We start from the raw sequence: 18,010 nt of genomic DNA, 5'->3' as shown, positions 1-18,010 counted from the left end.
AGTCTACGGAGTGCGCGGACGCAGTTGCAGGCGGCCGTCGGGGTCGTGCCCGAGACGCCAGCGGTGGGCGTGGGCGACCGCGCGCACGACCGCGCCGGCGTCCGGCCCGGCGGCGCAGGTCACCCCGCCGTCGGCCGCGCGCACGGCCTCGACGCCGACCCGCTCCAGGCCGGCGAGGAGCTCGTCGGCGTCCGCCACCGCGCCGAAGCCGGCGTCGTCGGCGTCCGCGCCCGGCCCGAGCGCGGAGGACAGCGCGCGCAGCACGGCCTCCCGCGCGCCGTAGCCGAAGAGGTCGCCGGCCGGCGGGCGCACGAGCGCCGTGGCGCCCGGGCCGTCGTCGTCGGCCGGGAGCACGAGGTCGGCGCGCCCGCGCACGATCGCCAGCGGCCGGGCGCCGAGCTTCCCCTGCGCCAGCTCGGCGGCGCCGGCGATCTCGTCGGCCACCGCTGGCAGCGTCACGGCCAGCTCGTTGCCGTGGGCGTCGACGCGACCGGCGAAGACCTCCGCGACCCGCAGGCCGGCCGCCCCGACGGCGATGTCGGTCTGCCCCTCGCGCCAGGCGCGTCCGGCGGTGTCGGTGACGACCACGCCGACGCGTCGCCCGGTGCGCGCCCGCAGGCCGGCCCGGAGGGCGCGGGCGGAGGCGTCGGGGTCGAGGGGGAGCAGGACGATCCGGCCGCGCTCCACGTTGGAGGCGTCGACGCCCGCCGCGGCCATCGTCAGGCCCAGCCGGGTGCGGACGATGGTGGTCGCGCCCCGCCGTGCCACGACCCGCTCGGTCTCCTCGGCGATCGCGTCCTCCCGCTCGCCCTCGCGGACGCGGCCCTCGGCCTTGCTGACCACCTTGCTGGTGAGCACCACGACGTCCCCGTCGCGCAGCTCGACCGCGTCGGCGACCAGGGCGGCGAGGTCGGCGCCGGGTCGCACCTCGGGGAGGCCGTCGGGAGCGAGCACCTCCAGGCGTCCGCCGGCGCTCACCGCAGGAGTCGCAGGCCCGCGGCCGCCATCGCGACGGTGGCGTCCGGGTCGGTCATCAGCAGCGGCACGGCGTCGGCGGCCAGGCCCGCGGCGCGCAGGGCCGGCAGCGCCCCGGCGTCGCGCTCGTCGACCAGCCAGGCGTCGAGCACCCCGCCGGACGATCGCGCGCCGTAGTGCAGGCCGACGCCGGCGGCGCTGACCTCGACGCCGATGGCGGCGAGCATCTGGGCGGCCATGCCGCGCACGTGGGTGCCGCCGACGATGGGGGAGAGGCCGACCACCGGGGCGGAGGTGCTCCGGACGGCCTCGCGGACGCCGGGCACGCCGAGGATCGTGCCGACGGAGACCACCGGGTTCGACGGAGGCAGCACGACCAGGTCGGCGTCCCGGATCGCCTCGAGGACGCCGGGGCCCGGCGTCGCGTCGGCCTGCCCGACGACGATCACCTGCTCGGCCGGCACCGAGGCGCGCAGCCGCACCCAGTACTCCTGGAAGTGGATCGCCCGGCGGCCGCTCGGCTCGTCGGCGTCGGCGACCACCACGTGCGTCTCGACCCGGTCGTCGGTCATCGGCAGCAGCCGGACGCCGGGACGCCACCGCCGGCACAGCGCCGTGGTGACGTCGGAGAGCGGGTAGCCGGCCTCGAGCATCTGGGTGCGCACCAGGTGGGTCGCGACGTCGCGGTCGCCGAGGCCGAACCAGGTCGGCTCGACGCCGTACTCCGCGAGCTCGGTGCGCACGCTCCAGGTCTCCTCGCGCCGGCCCCAGCCGCGCTCGGGGTCGATGCCGTCGCCGAGGGTGTACATGACGGTGTCGAGGTCGGGGCAGACCTTCAGGCCGTGCACCCACAGGTCGTCGGCGGTGTTCGCGACGACGGTGACCTCGGCGTCCGGGGCGACGCCGGGCAGGGCCCGGGTCGCGATGCCGTGCAGCAGGCCCTGGAGGAAGCGCGCGCCCCCCATGCCGCCGGAGAGGACGGTGATCGCCCGGATCGTCCGGCCCGCGGCGTCGGACGACGGTGCCGGCGGGGCGCTCCGGCTCGGCTCGGGGACCTGGTCGGGGGCTCGATCCATGGCTCGTACTCTGCACCACCGGCCCGGGCCGACCGATCCGTGGGACGCCGGCGGCCGCGCCGGCCCGCTCGGCCGGACCTCGATGGGCCGTACGGGTGAGGCGTGAGTGACCTCGTGTGACCAGTGGGACGAGCCGTCCGGACGAGTCGGGACGCCGTCTCCCGGGAAGTCGGACGAGGGGCCGTCCCATAGCAGAACCGGGCTTGACTTCCGCGGTACGACAGGCATGTAATTCCGGCAGTGTTCTTCGCAGCGAGCACAGGGTCGAAAGGGGCGCGACGTGAGGGAACTGTTCCTCCTCGAAGCGAGCGTCGACGAGGCCGGCTGGAGAGATCGTGCGCTGTGTGCACAGACCGACCCGGAGGCGTTCTTCCCCGAGAAGGGCGGCTCCACGCGGGAGGCCAAGAAGGTCTGCCTCACGTGCGAGGTCCGGTCCGAGTGCCTGGAGTCCGCGCTCATGAACGACGAGCGCTTCGGCATCTGGGGTGGCCTCTCCGAGCGGGAGCGCCGCAAGCTCAAGAAGCGCGCGGTCTGACGACGCCGACCCACGACGACGTTCGACGACGGACATCGGGCCCCGGCCCGGAGGATCCCCTCCGGCCGGGGCCTCGGTGCGTCTGCGGGCTGCCGGTCCTCCTGCTGCGATCAGGGTCCTCACGGGCTCCGGGGCTAGGGTGACCGACCGTGTCAGCCACCTCGTCCCCGCCGATCGACGGGCGTGTCGACTCCGTCGCGGTCGTCCTCGTCAGCCATGACGGGGCCCGCTGGCTGCCCACCGTCATCGAGGGGCTGCAGGCCCAGAGCGCGGCGATCGACGAGGTGGTCTGCGTCGACACCGGCAGCCGCGACGAGAGCCCCGTGCTGCTGCGGGAGGCCTTCGGCGACGTGCTCGCCCTGCCGGGCACCGCCGGCTTCCCCGAGGCCGTCGCCGAGGGCCTGACCCGCGTCGCTGCCGACGTCGAGTGGATCTGGCTGCTGCACGACGACGCGACCCCCGACCCCGGGGCGCTGGCCGCGCTCCTCGCGGCGGCGCGGGAGCGTCCGGCCGTCGACCTCCTCGGGCCGAAGCTGCGCGAGTGGCCCTCCCTCCGGCGGCTGCTCGAGCTCGGCGTCACGATCTCCGGCACCGGGCGACGCGAGACGGGCCTGGAGCGCGGCGAGTACGACCAGGGCCAGCACGACGAGGTGCGCGAGGTGCTCGCGGTCAACACCGCGGGCCTCCTCGTGCGTCGCGACGTGCTCGAGCGCCTCGGCGGCCTCGACCCCGCCTTCCCGGTCTTCGGCGGCGACCTCGACCTCGGCTGGCGGGCGGCCGCGGCCGGCCACACCACGATCGTCGTGCCCCAGGCGGTGGTCTTCCACGCCGAGGCCGCGCACCGCGGCGTCCGGCGCACCCCGCTCACCGGCCGGCACCCGCACTTCCAGGAGCGTCGCGCGGCCCTGCTCGTCCTGCTGGCGAACCGGCAGGGGCCGTGGTGGCCGCTGCACGTGCTGCGGCTGACGCTCGGCACCCTGCTCCGGGTCCTCGGCTTCCTGGCGGTGCGTGCGGTCGGCGAGGCGCTGGACGAGCTGGCGGCGCTCGCCTCCGTCCTCGGCTCGCCGGGCGAGCTGCGCGAGGCGCGGCGTCGCCGGCGCGAGAGCGCGGTGGTGCGGCAGCAGGACCTGCGCGGGCTGCTCGCGCCCTGGTGGCTGCCCTACCGCCACGGCCTCGACCTCGTCGGCGACGTCGTCGCCGCCGCCACCCGCCAGGCCTCCGACGTCGCCGAGCGTCGCCGCGCGGCCGCGGCCGAGCGCGACCCCGCCTCCTTCGCGGCCCGCCGCACCCCGACGGGCGCGGTCGACGACGAGCTGCCCGAGGACACCGGCGCGGTCGCGCGGTTCCTCACCAACCCCATCGCCGTCGGTCTCGCGCTGGTCGTGCTGCTCTCGGTGGCGGGCGCGCGGGCCGCGTTCGGGTCCGTCGTCGGCGGGGGCCTCGCGCCGACCCCGGACGGCGCCGGCGCGTGGTGGGGCCTCTACCTCGAGTCGTTCCACGCGCTCGGCAGCGGCACCTCGGTGCCGGCCCCCGGCTACCTGCTCCCGCTCGCGCTCCTGGCCTCGGCGCTCGGGGGGAGTGCCGGGCTCGCGGTCAGCGTCGTCATGATCGCGGCCGTCCCGGTGGGCCTGTGGGGCGCCTGGCGACTGCTGCGGGTCGTGGGCCGGCTGATCAGCCCGACGGGCATGCCGCGCTGGCTGCTGCTGGGCGGCGCGACGACCTGGGCGCTCGTGCCGGTCGTCAGCGGCGCCTGGGGCGACGGGCGGCTCGGCCCGGTCGCGAGCGCCGCGCTGCTCCCGTGGCTCGCGCACGCGGCGCTCGGCTTCGCCGAGCCCGAGGCCGACCGCCGGTGGCGCGCCGCCTTCCGTGCGGGCCTGCTGCTGACCGTCGTCACGACGCTCACGCCGACGCTCTGGCTCGTGGCCGCCGTCCTCGGCGCGCTGGTGACCCTGATCGGCCTGCGCATCGTGCCGAGCGCCCGCGCGGACCGCTCGGCGTGGGGGCCGCCGGCCACCGCGCTCCTGCTGCCCGGCGTCCTGCTGCTGCCGTGGTGGCTGCCGGCCCTCGCCCACCGGGCGCTCGGCCAGCTGCTGCTCGACCCCGGACGACTCCCCGCGCCGCGGCCCGACGCGCCGTGGGGACCGCTGCTCGGTCGCCTCGCCGACACCGGCGCCCCGGGGTGGCTCGGCGTCGTCCTGCTGGTGCTCGCCGTCGCCGCGCTGCTGCCGCGCGCGACCCGGATCCCCGTGCTGGTGTGCTGGATCGCCGCCGCGGTCGCCGTGGTCGTCGCGCTCGCCCTCGCCGCCGTCCCGCTGCACCTCGGCGCCGTGGTCGTCGGCCCCTCGCTGAGCGGCCCGGTGCTGGTTCTCCAGGGCGCGCTCGTCGTCGCCGCCGTGCTCGGCGCCCAGGCCGCGGTGCCGCTGCTGCTCGACGGCACGCCGTGGCGTCGCGGGGTCGCGGTCGCGCTGGCCGGCGCCGCCGCCCTCGTGCCGATCGTCGGCCTGGCGTGGTTCGTGGCGGGCCCGGACGACCGCGTCGACCAGGCGATCGACGACCCCATCCCGGCGTACATGCAGCAGAGCGCCCGGCTCGGCGACGCCCGCGGCGTCCTCGTGCTCACCGGCTCGCAGGCCGACGGCCTGCGCTACGTCGTGCGCCGCGGCGACGGCGACACCCTCGGCGAGGACGAGATCACCGCGCACGCGCGACCCGACGCCGACCTCACCGGCGCGATCGAGAGCCTGGTCAGCCGCCCCAGCTCCGGCGCGGTGGGCGTGCTGGCGTCCCGCGGCATCGAGTACGTCGTCCTGGCGCGACCCGCCGACGGCGAGGTCGCGGCCGTCCTCGACGCCACCGACGGACTCGTCCAGGCCAGCGCCGAGGACCCCCGCACCCGCGCGTGGCAGGTCGACCGTCCGCTCGGCGACCCGTTCGGCGGCCACGGCATGTCCCTGCGGCCCGTGCTGCTGGTCGTCCAGCTCGTCGCGCTGCTCGTCGTGGCGGTGCTGTGCGGGCCGACGCGACGCGCCGCCGCGGCGCCGGTCGACGGCGAGCCGGACGACGCCCCCGAGCTCACCCGACGTGGACGGAGGCGTCGCTGATGCCCGACCTGCCCGACCTGCCCGACCTGCCCGACCTGGCCGATCAGCCCGACGAGCCCGACCTGCCCGACCGCGCCCCGCGCCGATCCCGTCCCGGGCGGCGAGCGCCGCTTGGCCGTCCGGCCCTCCCGACGCCCGACCTCGCCGCACTGCGACGGCGGCTTGACCCGCGCGGACGCGGCCGGCCCGACGTCCTGACCACCCTGGCCGTCGGGCTGCCGCTGCTCACCCTGGTCGCGGGGCTGCTCGTGCACCCGCACGGCGTTGACGGACTCGGCCCCCAGGCGCCGCTGGACGCCCCGCTGGTGCGCACGTCGGTCGTCTGCCCGGCCTCCCCGGGCGGGCGCCTGCTGGTCGCGACCGACGCCGAGCTGCCGGGCGGCCGCGGCACGGTCGCGGTGCGCAGCGCCGGCGTCGGGGCCCGCTCGGCGCCGCTGACGATCCGACGCACCGTGGTCGCCCAGCGCTCCGCGGGTCAGCGCGCCGGCGTCGTCGTGGGCGAGGACGCCGCGGCGAGCGCGCTGAGCGTGCTCGGCGTCCTCGGCGGCCGGCTCGCCGCCGGAGCCTGCGCGGTGCCCTCGGCCGACCAGTGGTTCACCGGCCTCGGCGCGGACGCCACCCACCGGTCGATCCTCGAGCTCACCAACCCCGACGCCGGCCGCGCGATCGTCACGCTCGAGGCGCTCGGCACCGCCGGTCCGATCGACGCCCCGCTGCTGCGCGGCCTCGCCGTCCCCGGTCGCCGGACCGTCCGGATCGACCTCGCCCAGCAGCTGCCGGTGCGGGGCGGCCTGGCCCTCCACGTCACCACCGACCGCGGACGGGTCGCGGCCAGCGTGCTCGACCGCGTCGTGCCCCTGGGCCGCGGGACGATCGTCCGCGAGACGCTGCCCGCCCAGCAGCGCCCCGCGCGCACGGTCGCGCTGCTCGGCCTCCCGGCGCGCGCGAGCGAGCGCACGCTCAGCCTCGCCAACCCCGGCGACGACGCCGTCCGCGTGCGTCTCCAGGTGGTCGGGCCCGAGTCGACCTTCACCCCCTCGAAGGCCCGCGAGATCGTCCTCGACCCGCGCTCGGCGCGGTCGGTCGGCGTCGACGCCGTGCTGGCCGGTGGCGCGGCCGCCGACGCCGTCGGGCTCGTCGTCACCGGCACCGCGCCGGTCACCGCGACGCTGCGCGCGCGGGTCGACGGCGACCTCGTCGAGGTCGCGCCCGGCGACGCGCTCGACGCGACCACGGTCCTTCCCCTGCCGGCCGGTCGCTCCGAGGTCGTGCTCGCGGACGCGGCCGCCACCGGGGAGGCGCGGATCCGCGCCTGGGACGCCCGCGGACGCCAGGTGCTCGCCCGGGCCGTCGACCTGGTCCCGGGACGCGCCGTGACGCTCAGCCTGCCCGCGTCGTCGCGGCTGGTGGCGGTCGAGCCCCAGCGCACCAGCGTGGCCGGCGCGATCGTCGCCACGGCGTCCGGACGGACCGGGGGAGCGGTCGTGCTGCCGCTGCGGGAGCTGGCGCGCCGCAGCCTCCAGCCGGCCGTGCGTCCCGGCCTGCCCTGACGGCGCGGCGGTCGGCGTCCGTCGGCGTCCGTCGGCGTCCGTCGGCGTCCGTCGGCGTCCGTCGGCGTCAGTCGGCGTCAGTCGGCGCGGTAACGCGGGTCGACCTCGCCGGGATCGACGCCGAGCAGCTCGGCGACCTGCTCGACGACGACGGTCAGCACCAGGGCCTCGAGGTCCTCGCGGGTCTCGCAGCGGTGCTCGATCGGCCGACGGAACACCACCAGGCGGGCCGGACGGCCGCCGCCGGCGCGCACCAGGGACGCCAGCGGCACGACCTCGTTGTCCCAGTCGTCGGGCAGCTGCGGCGCGTCCTCGACGGCGTACTCGACCAGGCCCAGGCGGTCCTGCCAGCGCGCGTCGATCGCGCCGACCACCCCGACGACGAGGGCGTCGAAGCGCTCGCGCCGGGTGCGCAGCGCCGGGGTCCCGAGGCGGGCCGGCAGCACGCCCGGGCCCCGCATGCCGCGGCCGCGACGGTCGCGGGAGCGGCGGCGCGCGACGGGCGCCGACCCCCGCGCTGATTCCTGCGCCGCCCCCGGCGTCGCCTGCGGGTCCGGCCGGCGGGCGGGCTCGGGGACGACGTCGGACTCGGCCATGCCGCGAGCCTAAGCGGCGGGGTGCCGAGGCCGGGGTAGCGTCTGCGCGTGACCTCCGCGCGCCGCTGCTCCCGCACCGCGTGCGGCCGGCCCGCCGTCATGACGCTCACCTACGTGTACGCCGACCAGACCGCGGTGCTCGGCCCGCTCGCCACCTACGCGGAGCCGCACGCCTACGACCTCTGCGAGGCGCACAGCGAGCGGCTCTCCGCGCCTCGCGGCTGGGAGGTCCTGCGGCTCGCGGTCGACCTCGACGCCCAGCAGCCGTCCGAGGACGACCTCCTGGCCCTGGCCGACGCCGTGCGCGAGGCCGCGCGTCCGCTGCGCGCGCAGCGGCCCGACGCGCCCGTCCGTCCCGGCCACGACCCGCGCGGCGCCCGCGCGGAGGGCGAGCCCGACGCGGGTCGCCGAGGTCACCTGCGCGTGTTGACCACCGACCCCGAGGGATCCCTCGACGGGCGCTAGTGTCTGCCCCATGGTCGACACCCTGAGTGCCGAGAACGTCCACGCCATCTTCAAGGCCTATGACGTGCGGGGCCTGGTCCCCGAGCAGCTCGACGAGAACCTGGCCCGGGCGGTGGGTGCGGCGTACGTCGCCGTCACCGGCGCGGCGAAGGTCGTCGTCGGCCACGACATGCGGCCGAGCTCGCCCGGCATGGCCGGCGCCTTCGCCGAGGGCGCCACCGCCGCCGGTGCCGACGTCGTGCTGATCGGGCTGGCCTCCACCGACCAGCTCTACTTCGCCTCCGGGCACCTGGGGCTGCCGGGCGCGATGTTCACCGCCAGCCACAACCCGGCGCAGTACAACGGCATCAAGATGTGCCGGACCCACGCCCAGCCGATCGGCCTCGACACCGGCCTGGCGGAGATCCGCGACCTGGTGGTCGCCGGTCATGCGCCGTCGTCCCCGACGCCGGGCACGCTCACCGAGCACGACGTCCTCGAGGCCTACGCCGCCCACCTGCTGAGCCTGGCGCCGGTCGTCGGCCGCCGGCTCAAGGTCGTCGTCGACGCCGGCAACGGCATGGCTGGGCTCACCGCGCCGGCCGTCTTCGAGCGGCTCGGCACCGACGCGGTCGAGCTCGTGCCGATGTACTTCGAGCTCGACGGCAGCTTCCCGAACCACGAGGCCAACCCGATCGACGAGGAGAACCTGCGCGACCTGCAGGCCCGGGTGCTGGCCGAGGGCGCCGACATCGGCCTCGCCTTCGACGGCGACGCCGACCGCTGCTTCCTCGTCGACGAGCGCGGCCAGGCGGTCTCGCCCTCCACGCTCACCGCCCTCATCGCGGCGCGCGAGCTGGCCAAGGAGCCCGGCTCCACGGTCATCCACAACCTCATCACCAGCCGCGCGGTGCCCGAGATCGTCACCGAGCTGGGCGGCACCCCGGTGCGCACCCGGGTCGGCCACTCGTTCATCAAGGCGACGATGGCCGAGACCGACGCGATCTTCGGTGGCGAGCACTCCGGCCACTTCTACTTCCGCGACTTCTGGCGCGCCGACTCCGGCATGCTCGCGGCGCTCCACGCACTGGCGGCGCTGGCCGAGACCGACCAGCCGCTCTCCGCGCTGATGGCGCAGTACGAGCGCTACCCGCTCAGCGGCGAGGTCAACTCCACGGTCGACGACACCGCGGCCGTGCTGGCCCGGCTGGAGGAGGAGTACGGCAGCCGCGAGGGCGTCACCCTCGACCACCTCGACGGCCTGAGCGTCAGCCACGCCGACTGGGCCTTCAACGTGCGTCCGTCCAACACCGAGCCGCTGCTGCGGCTCAACGCCGAGGGACGCGACGAGGCCACGATGGCCGCGATCCGCGACGAGGTGCTCGGGCTGATCCGCGGCGGTGGCGCATGAGCGACGCGCTGCCGAGCCTCGACCCCGCCCTCGCGGCCGTGATCGCCTGCCCGGCCTGCGCCGGGTCGCTGGCCGAGCAGCCGGCGGCGTCCGGGGAGGGCATCGAGCTGGCCTGCACCGGGTGCGGGCTGGTGTACCCGGTCGTCGACGACATCCCCGTGCTCCTGGTCGACGAGGCCCGTCGCCCGTGAGCTGGTTCGACGAGTCCCGGCTCGACGACCCCGTCGCGCTCGGATCGGTCGACCTCCGGCTGCGCACCCTCGCCGAGGGCGGCGCCCGCGTGCGGCGCGAGGCGGCGCTGGCCGCCGACGCCGTGGGCGAGGCGGTCGCCCGCGGACGTGAGCTGAACCGGCCGCGCGCCGTCGTCGCGGCAGGCCCCGACTCCCGCCTCCTGCGCGCGGTGCTCGAGCCCTGGTGCCCCGTGCCGTTCGTCGCGTGGCCCGGCCCCGCCCTGCCCGGCTGGGCCGGCAGCCTCGACCTCGTCGTGGTGCTCGCCCCCGACGGCGGCGACCCCGGCACGGCCTCGGCCGTGGCCGAGGCCGTGCGCCGCGGCTGCCAGGTCGTCGTGGCCTGCCCGACGGGCTCGCTGGTTGCCGAGCACGCCACCGGTCGCTGGACCAGCCTCCTGCCCACCACCAGCGCCGACCAGCTCGCGACGGCCGTGCTGGTGCTGCAGCTGCTCAGCCGCATCGAGCTCGGGCCCGAGACCGACGCCGAGGCCGTCGCCACGGCGATGGACGACGTCGCCCTGGCCTGCTCCCCGCAGCGCGACATCGCGGTCAACCCCGCGAAGATGCTGGCGATCTCCCTGGCCGACGCCACCCCCGTCCTGTGGGGCGGCTCGGTGCTCGCCGCGCGCGCCGCCCGCCGCGTCGCCGAGGCGGTGCGCCGCGCCAGCGGCCGCACGGCGGTGGCCGGCGACGTCGAGCAGGTGCTGCCGCTGGTCGAGGCCGCGCGGCCGCGCGACGTCTTCGACGATCCCTTCGCCGACGGCGGCGGGGCGCGTCGTCCCGCGCTGCTGGTGCTCGACGACGGCTCGGACGACGCGATCGTCCACGCGCAGCGCCGCCGGCTGGCCGAGGCCGCCGAGGCGCGCGGCGTGCGCCTGGAGGTCCTCGGCACCGAGGCCGCCACCGAGGTGGCCCGGTACGCCTCGCTGCTGCAGCAGGGCCTCTACGCCGCGGAGTACCTGCGGGTCGGCCTGGTCGAGGACGGCCTGCGGTGAGCGGCGGGCTGTTCGCGCTGCTCGACGACGTCGCCGCGCTGGCCCGCCTGGCCGCCGCGTCGGTCGACGACGTCGGCGCCGCGGCCGGCCGCGCCAGCGTCAAGGCGGCGGGCGTGGTGGTCGACGACACCGCCGTGACGCCCCAGTACGTGCAGGGCGTGGCGGCCGAGCGCGAGCTGCCGATCATCAAGCGCATCGCGATCGGGTCGCTGCGCAACAAGCTGCTGATCATCCTGCCGGTCGCGATGCTGCTCTCGCAGGTCCTGCCCGGCGCCCTCACGCCGATCCTCATGGCGGGCGGCACGTTCCTCTGCTTCGAGGGCGCGGAGAAGATCTGGGAGCGGCTCTCCGGCCACGGCGGTCATGGCGGGGACGGCGGCCACGACGCGTCCGGCTCGGCGGGCGAGGCCGGGGACGCGGGGCACGCCGCGTCCGAGCCCGCCGAGCCCGCCGACGCCGCCGCGGTCGAGCGTCGGCTGGTCGCGGGCGCCGTGCGCACCGACCTCATCCTCTCCGCCGAGATCATGGTGATCGCCCTCGACGAGGTGGCCGAGGAGCCGTTCCTCAGTCGGCTGCTGATCCTCGTCGTGGTGGCGCTCGCCATCACCGCCCTCGTCTACGGCGTGGTCGCCGCGATCGTGAAGATGGACGACGTCGGCGTGGCGCTGGCCCGTCGCGGCGGGGCGGTGGCGTCCCGGGTCGGCCACGCCCTCGTCCGGGCGATGCCCGGCCTGCTGGCCACCATCTCCACCGTCGGCGTGGTCGCGATGCTGTGGGTGGGCGGCCACATCCTGCTCGTCGGCGTCGACGACCTGGGCTGGCACCCGCCGTACGAGGCCGTCCACCACCTCGAGGAGTCGGTGCACGAGGCCGTGCACGGCCCGCTCGGGTCTGTGCTCGCCTGGCTCACGGCGACGGCCTGCTCCGCGGCGGTCGGCGTCGTCGTCGGTGCGGTCGTGGTGCTGGTGAGGCACCTGCTGCCGCGGCGTCGCGCCGCCCGCTGAGGCGGCTCGTCCGCCACCCCTCCGGAGACCGCCGAGGATTCCCCATCGCCCGCGGGCGCGCCCTACATTGGGAGGGTCCGCGTGGGAGATCCCGTCGACGCGCAGATGCGCGACGCAGACGCTGCACCACCCCTCCAGGAGACACCAAGATGGACTTCAAGGTCGCCGACCTCTCCCTGGCCGAGTACGGCCGCGCCGAGATCACCCTCGCCGAGCACGAGATGCCGGGCCTCATGGCCATGCGCGCCCGCTACGGCGAGTCCAAGCCCCTGGCCGGCGCGAAGATCGCCGGCTCGCTGCACATGACGATCCAGACCGCGGTGCTCATCGAGACCCTGGTCGCGCTCGGCGCCGAGGTCCGCTGGGCCTCGTGCAACATCTTCTCGACCCAGGACCACGCCGCGGCGGCGGTCGTCGTCGGCCCGAACGGCACCCCGGAGGACCCCCAGGGCGTCCCGGTGTTCGCGTGGAAGGGAGAGACCCTCGAGGAGTACTGGTGGTGCACCCAGCAGATCCTCGACTGGGGCACCGACGAGGACGGCGACCCGCAGTTCGCCAACATGATCCTCGACGACGGCGGCGACGCCACCCTCTTCGTCCACCTCGGCCTCGACATGGAGAAGAACGGCATCGCGCCCGACCCCGCCAGCGCCACCAGCGCCGAGCAGAAGGTCATCTTCGAGGCGCTCGGCGCCAGCCTGAAGACCAGCACCGACCGGTGGACCAACGTCGTGGAGAACATCCGCGGCGTCACCGAGGAGACCACCACCGGCGTCCTGCGCCTCTACGACATGATGCGCGAGGGCGCCCTGCGCTTCCCGGCGATCAACGTCAACGACTCGGTCACCAAGTCGAAGTTCGACAACAAGTACGGCTGCCGCCACTCGCTGGTCGACGGCATCAACCGCGCCACCGACGTGCTCATCGGCGGCAAGGTCGCGGTCGTGTGCGGCTACGGCGACGTCGGCAAGGGCAGCGCCGAGTCGCTGCGCGGCCAGGGCGCGCGGGTCATCGTCACCGAGATCGACCCGATCTGCGCGCTGCAGGCCGCGATGGACGGCTACCAGGTCACGACCCTCGACGACGTCCTCGACATCGCCGACATCGTCATCACCGCCACCGGCAACCGCGACGTCGTCACGGTCGAGCAGATGTCGCGGATGAAGCACAACGCGATCCTCGGCAACATCGGCCACTTCGACAACGAGATCGACATGGCCGGCCTGGAGTCCTTCCCGGGCATCCAGCGCAAGACGGTCAAGCCGCAGGTCGACGTGTGGACCTTCCCGGCCACCGAGCAGCGCGACGAGCACGCGATCATCGTGCTCTCCGAGGGCCGCCTGATGAACCTGGGCAACGCCACCGGTCACCCGTCGTTCGTCATGTCGAACTCCTTCACCAACCAGGTGCTGGCGCAGATCGAGCTGTTCACCAAGCCCGAGGAGTACCCGACCGGCGTCTACGTGCTCCCCAAGGAGCTCGACGAGGAGGTCGCCCGCCTCCACCTCGACTCCCTCGGCGTCAAGCTCACGACGCTGAGCGACGCGCAGGCCGGCTACCTCGGCGTCGACGTCGCGGGCCCGTACAAGTCCGACCAGTACCGCTACTGAGCCCCCGCTCACGAGCATCGTCCGACGAGGCCGCATCCCGCAGGGGGTGCGGCCTCGTCGCATGTGCGGGGGAGGTGCAAGATGGAGGCCATGACGCCGCACGCCGGGTCGGGCTCCGCGCCCGCCGACCTGCCGACGAAGGGCCGCATCCTCGTCGTCGACGACGACGCCTCCCTGGCCGAGATGCTCACCATCGTGCTGCGGCAGGAGGGCTTCGAGGCCCGCACCTGCCCTCGCGGCGACCATGCCCTCGAGGCGTTCCGCGAGTTCAAGCCCGATCTCGTGCTGCTCGACCTCATGCTCCCCGGCCGTGACGGCATCGACGTGTGCAAGGAGATCCGGGCCGAGTCGGGCGTCCCGATCGTCATGCTCACCGCCAAGGGCGACACCGTCGACGTGGTCGTCGGGCTGGAGTCGGGCGCCGACGACTACGTCGTCAAGCCGTTCAAGCCCAAGGAGCTCGTCGCGCGCATCCGGGCCCGGGTCCGTCGGCTCGAGCCCGCCGCGGCCCCCCAGGCGGAGGTGCTCGCGATCGGCGACCTCCAGATCGACGTGCCGGGCCATCGGGTCACCCGCGGCGGCGCGCCGATCAGCCTGACGCCGCTCGAGTTCGACCTCCTGGTCTGCCTGGCCCGCAAGCCGTGGCAGGTCTTCAGCCGCGAGGTGCTGCTCGAGGAGGTCTGGGGGTACCGCCACGCCGCCGACACCCGGCTGGTCAACGTCCACGTGCAGCGTCTGCGCTCCAAGGTCGAGCACGACCCCGAGAACCCCGAGGTCGTCATCACCGTGCGCGGCGTGGGCTACCGCGCCGGCGCCTCCTGAGGTGTCCGACCCCGCCGGCGATCCCGCCGCCCCGCCGCTGCGCTCGATCGGCGGCCTCCGCGCGCTCGGCGAGCTGCGCCGCCCCTCGGGCCCCGGCCTGCGTCGCGCGCTGACGGTCTGGCGTCGCTCGCTGCAGGCGCGCGTGCTGGTCAGCACGCTGCTGCTCTCCACCCTCGTCGTCACGGTCGTCGGCTGGTACCTCCTGCGGCAGACCCGCGACGGCCTGCTCAGCCACCGCGTCGACGCCGTCGTGGCGGAGTCCGCGTCCGAGGCCCAGGACGCCCGCGCCCGGCTGGCCTCGGCGCCGGGCACCGACACCGACGCGTCGAGCCAGGCCAAGGACCTCGCCGAGCCGATCATCGCCCGCGGCGAGATCCGCGGCTACGGCGTGATCCTCGCCGGACCGGCCGACGGCGGCGCCGACGGCGGCGCCACCTACACCCCGGGTCTCGACCGGGCCAGCGTGCCGGCGTCGCTGCGCGCCCGGGTGACGGCGGGCGCCGGGCCGGCCTGGACCTACACCGAGATCCGGCGCGAGGTCGACGGCCGCGAGGTCGCCGAGCCCGGCATCGTCGTCGGCACGCCGCTGACCCTGCCGGCCGACTCCCGCACCTACGTGCTCTACCTGCTCTACCCCCTCGACGAGCAGCGCGAGACCCTCTCGCTGGTCACCCAGGCGCTGCTCACCACCGGCGGGCTGCTCGTCCTGCTGGTCGCCGGTGTCGCGCTGGTCGTGACGCGCCAGGTCGTCACGCCGGTGCGGATGGCGCGACGCGTGGCCGAGCGCCTCGCCGCGGGGCGGCTGCAGGAGCGCCTCCTGGTCCGCGGCGAGGACGACCTGGCCCGGCTGGCGATGTCGTTCAACCAGATGGCCACCAACCTCCAGCGGCAGATCCGCCAGCTCGAGGAGCTCAGCCGCGTCCAGCGCCGGTTCACCGCCGACGTGTCCCACGAGCTGCGCACCCCGTTGACCACCGTCCGGATGGCCGGCGACGTGCTGCACGACGCGCGGGCGGACTTCGACCCCGCGACGGCCCGGGCCGCCGAGCTGCTCCAGACCGAGCTCGACCGGTTCGAGACGCTGCTGGCCGACCTGCTGGAGATCAGCCGGTTCGACGCCGGGGCGGTGGTCCTCGACCTCGACGACGTCAACCTGGTCGACGTCGCGCACCGCATCGTCGACGCCACCCGCGCGCTGGCGGCGCAGCGCGGCGTCGAGGTGCGGGTCAGCGCCCCCGACCGCGCGTGCCTGGCCGAGGCCGACGGCCGGCGCATCGAGCGGATCGTGCGCAACCTGGTCGCCAACGCGATCGACCACGCCGGCCTCGGGTCCGAGACCGCGCCGGCGCGGGTGGTCGTCCACGTCGCCGCCGACGACCAGTCGGCCGCCATCGCCGTGCGCGACTACGGCCTCGGGCTGGCCCCGGGGGAGGCCGCGATGGTGTTCAACCGGTTCTGGCGTGCCGACCCCGCGCGGGCCCGCTCCACCGGCGGCACCGGTCTCGGGCTCGCGATCTCGCTCGAGGACGCCCACCTCCACGGCGGCTGGCTGCAGGCCTGGGGACGTCCGGGCGAGGGGGCGCAGTTCCGCCTGACCCTGCCGCGGCACGTCCGCGGGACCCTGCGGCGCAGTCCGCTCCCGCTGGTCCCCGACGACGCGGTCGAGGCCCGCCGCGAGGTCCGGACGGAGGCCTCGTCGTGACCGCGCGTCGGCCCCGGACGCCGGCCCGGTCGCCGGCCCGGTCGCTGGCCCGGTCGCTGGCCCGGCCGCTGGGGCTCGTCCTCGTGCTGCCCCTCGCGCTGGCCGGCTGCGTCGAGGTGCCGGTCGCCGGGCCGGTGCAGGAGATCGACTCGGCCCAGCAGTCCGTGCGGGCGGACGGCGTTCCGGCGATCGACCCCCAGCCGCCGGTCGGCGGCGCCTCGCCCACCGAGATCGTCCGCGGCTTCCTCGACGCCCTCCAGGCCTCCCCGGTGTCGACGACGATCGCCGGCCGCTACCTGACCGCGTCGGCCCGCTCGGCATGGCGACCCGAGCGCTCCACGATCGTCTACGACGACCGGTCCGACCCGCTCGACGCGTCGGGCGCGACCTCCGCGGTCGCGGTCCGCCTGGTCGGCGCCGAGCGCTTCGACGCCCGGGGCCGCTGGCGCGGCGCGGTGTCCAGCGCCGCCTCGCTGCTGCGCTTTCGGGTCGTCGTCGAGGGCGGCGAGTACCGCATCGACGACCCGCCCGACGCGCTGGTGGTCTCGCGCACCTGGTTCACCGCGCGCTACACCCCGGCGTCCCTCTACTACGTGGCGCCGACCGGCCGGGCGCTCGTGCCCGAGCCGGTGTACGCGCCGAGCGGTCCGGGTCGCGCGGGCGCGCTGGTGCGGGCGCTGCTGGCGGGGCCGCCCGCGGACGTGCGCGGCGTCGAGCGCAGCGCGCTGCCCTCCGACCTGCGGCTCGCGCTGTCCGTGCCCGTCGACTCCGACGGTCGCGCCGTCGTGTCGCTGCGCGGGCGGCTGGGCGATCCGGAGCCGGAGGAGGCGTCGCTGATGCTGGCCCAGATCGGGTGGACGCTGCGCCAGGACCCCGCGGTCTCCTCGGTGGCGGTGACGGTCGACGGAGAGCCGCTGCGCGACGCGCAGGGCCGCGACGCCGTGCCGGTCTCCGAGCTCGGCGCTCTCGATCCCAGCCGCACCGGCCCCGACCCCACCCTGTACGGTGTGCGGGCCGGCCGTCTCGTCGCCCGCCGCGGCGACGAGCTCCTGCCCGTCGACGGCCCGCTGGGCCGGGCGCCGGGGCGCCTGGCGTCGGTGGCGGTCGACGCGAGCGGCTCGCAGGCCGCCGGCGTCACCGCGGACGGCCGGCGCCTGCTGGTCGGGCCGGTGTCGCTGGGCAGCGACGTGGGCGTCCGGGTGGTCGGCCGCGGCTCCGCGCTCCTGCGTCCGGGCTGGGACGCCGCGGGTCGGCTGTGGACCGCCGACGCGGCCACCGGTCGGCTGCTCGTCGCGACGTCCGGCGCCACCGCCGGCGTGCTCCGGCCGGTCGTCACGCTCGGAGCGCGCACGCCGGCCGGCCTGCCCGCGGGCACCCGTCTGCGGCGGCTGCTGGTCTCGCCCGACGGCACGCGGCTGGTGCTGCTGACGGGCGAGCGCGTCGGCGCCCGCACGGTCGACCGCGTGCGGGTGGCGCGGATCCTCCTCAGCCCCGGCGGGCGGGTGCTGGGCGTCCGGCCGGCGGTCGCGCTGCCGGCCTCGTCCCTCGCGGTCGCGACGAGCGCGCTCGCCGCGGGCACCGGCGGAGCGGGCCCCCGGCTCACCACGGGCGATCCCGCGGGGGTGCCCGGTGACCGGCTGCTCGACGTCGCGTGGTCGCTCGACGGCCTCGCGGTGCTCGTCGGCGAGGGCGGAGGCGCCGCCGCGGTGCTGCAGGTGGGGGTCGACGGCTCGCCGATCGGCAGCCGCACGCCCACCACGGTCACCGGCGCGACCGGCCTCGTCGGCAGCAGCGCTCCCGGTCGGCTCCGCTACGCGGCGGTTGGCGACGAGCTGGTCGGGCTCGACGGGGGCGGCCCCACGCCGCGTCTCTCGGTCTCGGGCGTCTCCTCGCTGGGCTACGCGGGCTGAGCCCTCGCGGCCCTCGCGACCCACACGGCCCTCGCCCGGGCGCGTGAGC

General features: G+C 76.3%; 15 protein-coding genes. 12 read left to right on the top strand and 3 right to left on the bottom strand.

The window, feature by feature from the left end; all coding sequences use genetic code 11:
- Positions 1-3 precede the first annotated feature (3 nt).
- Positions 4-978, bottom strand: a complete 975-nt coding sequence (locus K8Z61_RS06875) for a coenzyme F420-0:L-glutamate ligase (protein ID WP_224127833.1) — start codon at positions 976-978, stop codon at positions 4-6.
- Complete coding sequence (gene cofD, locus K8Z61_RS06870) at positions 975-1,970, bottom strand: 2-phospho-L-lactate transferase (protein ID WP_224128748.1); 996 nt, start codon at positions 1,968-1,970, stop codon at positions 975-977. The genes K8Z61_RS06875 and cofD overlap by 4 nt, the downstream gene beginning before the upstream one ends.
- 361 nt (positions 1,971-2,331) lie before the next feature.
- Here cofD and K8Z61_RS06865 point away from each other — a divergent pair, with 361 nt between their 5' ends.
- The 3 genes from K8Z61_RS06865 to K8Z61_RS06855 all read left to right on the top strand — a co-directional run bounded on the left by K8Z61_RS06865 (position 2,332) and on the right by K8Z61_RS06855 (position 7,237).
- Positions 2,332-2,586 (top strand): WhiB family transcriptional regulator, encoded by a 255-nt coding sequence (locus K8Z61_RS06865; RefSeq protein WP_224127831.1) that lies wholly within the window; start codon positions 2,332-2,334, stop codon positions 2,584-2,586.
- 149 nt (positions 2,587-2,735) lie between these two features.
- The gene (locus K8Z61_RS06860; protein ID WP_224127829.1) at positions 2,736-5,687 is read left to right on the top strand and encodes a glycosyltransferase family 2 protein; all 2,952 of its coding nucleotides are present in this window, start codon (positions 2,736-2,738) and stop codon (positions 5,685-5,687) included.
- Positions 5,687-7,237, top strand: coding sequence for a DUF5719 family protein (locus K8Z61_RS06855; protein ID WP_224127827.1), 1,551 nt, complete (start codon positions 5,687-5,689; stop codon positions 7,235-7,237). Before K8Z61_RS06860 ends, K8Z61_RS06855 begins: the two co-directional genes overlap by 1 nt.
- Before the next feature lie 77 nt (positions 7,238-7,314).
- On the opposite strand, the gene K8Z61_RS06850 is transcribed toward K8Z61_RS06855, so the two are convergent.
- Positions 7,315-7,833: a metallopeptidase family protein gene (locus K8Z61_RS06850; protein WP_224127825.1), complete on the bottom strand. Its 519-nt coding sequence runs from the start codon at positions 7,831-7,833 to the stop codon at positions 7,315-7,317.
- Between the two features lie 99 nt (positions 7,834-7,932).
- Here K8Z61_RS06850 and K8Z61_RS06845 point away from each other — a divergent pair, with 99 nt between their 5' ends.
- The 9 genes from K8Z61_RS06845 to K8Z61_RS06805 all read left to right on the top strand — a co-directional run bounded on the left by K8Z61_RS06845 (position 7,933) and on the right by K8Z61_RS06805 (position 17,961).
- Positions 7,933-8,298 (top strand): DUF3499 domain-containing protein, encoded by a 366-nt coding sequence (locus tag K8Z61_RS06845; RefSeq protein ID WP_374227928.1) that lies wholly within the window; start codon positions 7,933-7,935, stop codon positions 8,296-8,298.
- A 10-nt stretch (positions 8,299-8,308) separates the two neighbouring features.
- Positions 8,309-9,688 (top strand): phosphomannomutase/phosphoglucomutase, encoded by a 1,380-nt coding sequence (locus K8Z61_RS06840; RefSeq protein ID WP_224127822.1) that lies wholly within the window; start codon positions 8,309-8,311, stop codon positions 9,686-9,688.
- Positions 9,685-9,879, top strand: a complete 195-nt coding sequence (locus K8Z61_RS06835) for a Trm112 family protein (RefSeq protein ID WP_263430721.1) — start codon at positions 9,685-9,687, stop codon at positions 9,877-9,879. Before K8Z61_RS06840 ends, K8Z61_RS06835 begins: the two co-directional genes overlap by 4 nt.
- Entirely contained in the window at positions 9,876-10,913 is a 1,038-nt protein-coding gene (locus tag K8Z61_RS06830) for an SIS domain-containing protein (RefSeq protein ID WP_224127820.1), read from the top strand. Before K8Z61_RS06835 ends, K8Z61_RS06830 begins: the two co-directional genes overlap by 4 nt.
- Positions 10,910-11,917, top strand: a complete 1,008-nt coding sequence (locus K8Z61_RS06825; RefSeq protein ID WP_224127818.1) for a DUF808 domain-containing protein — start codon at positions 10,910-10,912, stop codon at positions 11,915-11,917. The genes K8Z61_RS06830 and K8Z61_RS06825 overlap by 4 nt, the downstream gene beginning before the upstream one ends.
- A 149-nt stretch (positions 11,918-12,066) precedes the next feature.
- Positions 12,067-13,527: an adenosylhomocysteinase gene (gene ahcY / locus K8Z61_RS06820; protein ID WP_224127816.1), complete on the top strand. Its 1,461-nt coding sequence runs from the start codon at positions 12,067-12,069 to the stop codon at positions 13,525-13,527.
- Between the two features lie 90 nt (positions 13,528-13,617).
- Positions 13,618-14,349 carry an MtrAB system response regulator MtrA gene (gene mtrA, locus K8Z61_RS06815; protein WP_224127813.1) on the top strand — a complete coding sequence of 244 codons (732 nt, stop codon included), beginning with the start codon at positions 13,618-13,620 and terminating at the stop codon, positions 14,347-14,349.
- A gap of 1 nt (position 14,350) precedes the next feature.
- On the top strand, positions 14,351-16,051 hold the full coding sequence (gene mtrB / locus K8Z61_RS06810) for an MtrAB system histidine kinase MtrB (protein ID WP_224127811.1): 1,701 nt from the start codon (positions 14,351-14,353) through the stop codon (positions 16,049-16,051).
- Positions 16,048-17,961 (top strand): LpqB family beta-propeller domain-containing protein, encoded by a 1,914-nt coding sequence (locus K8Z61_RS06805; RefSeq protein WP_224127809.1) that lies wholly within the window; start codon positions 16,048-16,050, stop codon positions 17,959-17,961. Before mtrB ends, K8Z61_RS06805 begins: the two co-directional genes overlap by 4 nt.
- Positions 17,962-18,010 lie beyond the last annotated feature (49 nt).

Origin of the sequence: Nocardioides sp. TRM66260-LWL (genome assembly GCF_020075545.1) — a bacterium.
Classification (GTDB): domain Bacteria; phylum Actinomycetota; class Actinomycetes; order Propionibacteriales; family Nocardioidaceae; genus Nocardioides.
The sequence above is the reverse complement of the archived record's forward strand: the minus strand, read 5'-3'. Positions and strand labels throughout refer to the sequence as shown.

What these genes read in the sequence shown, in the direction of transcription:
- K8Z61_RS06855 (WP_224127827.1), top strand. Translation starts at nt 5,687, where the DNA reads ATGCCCGACCTGCCCGACCTGCCCGACCTGCCCGACCTGGCCGATCAG.
- K8Z61_RS06850 (WP_224127825.1), bottom strand. Translation starts at nt 7,833, where the DNA reads ATGGCCGAGTCCGACGTCGTCCCCGAGCCCGCCCGCCGGCCGGACCCG.
- mtrA (WP_224127813.1), top strand. Translation starts at nt 13,618, where the DNA reads ATGACGCCGCACGCCGGGTCGGGCTCCGCGCCCGCCGACCTGCCGACG.
- ahcY (WP_224127816.1), top strand. Translation starts at nt 12,067, where the DNA reads ATGGACTTCAAGGTCGCCGACCTCTCCCTGGCCGAGTACGGCCGCGCC.
- K8Z61_RS06845 (WP_374227928.1), top strand. Translation starts at nt 7,933, where the DNA reads ATGACGCTCACCTACGTGTACGCCGACCAGACCGCGGTGCTCGGCCCG.
- K8Z61_RS06840 (WP_224127822.1), top strand. Translation starts at nt 8,309, where the DNA reads ATGGTCGACACCCTGAGTGCCGAGAACGTCCACGCCATCTTCAAGGCC.
- K8Z61_RS06835 (WP_263430721.1), top strand. Translation starts at nt 9,685, where the DNA reads ATGAGCGACGCGCTGCCGAGCCTCGACCCCGCCCTCGCGGCCGTGATC.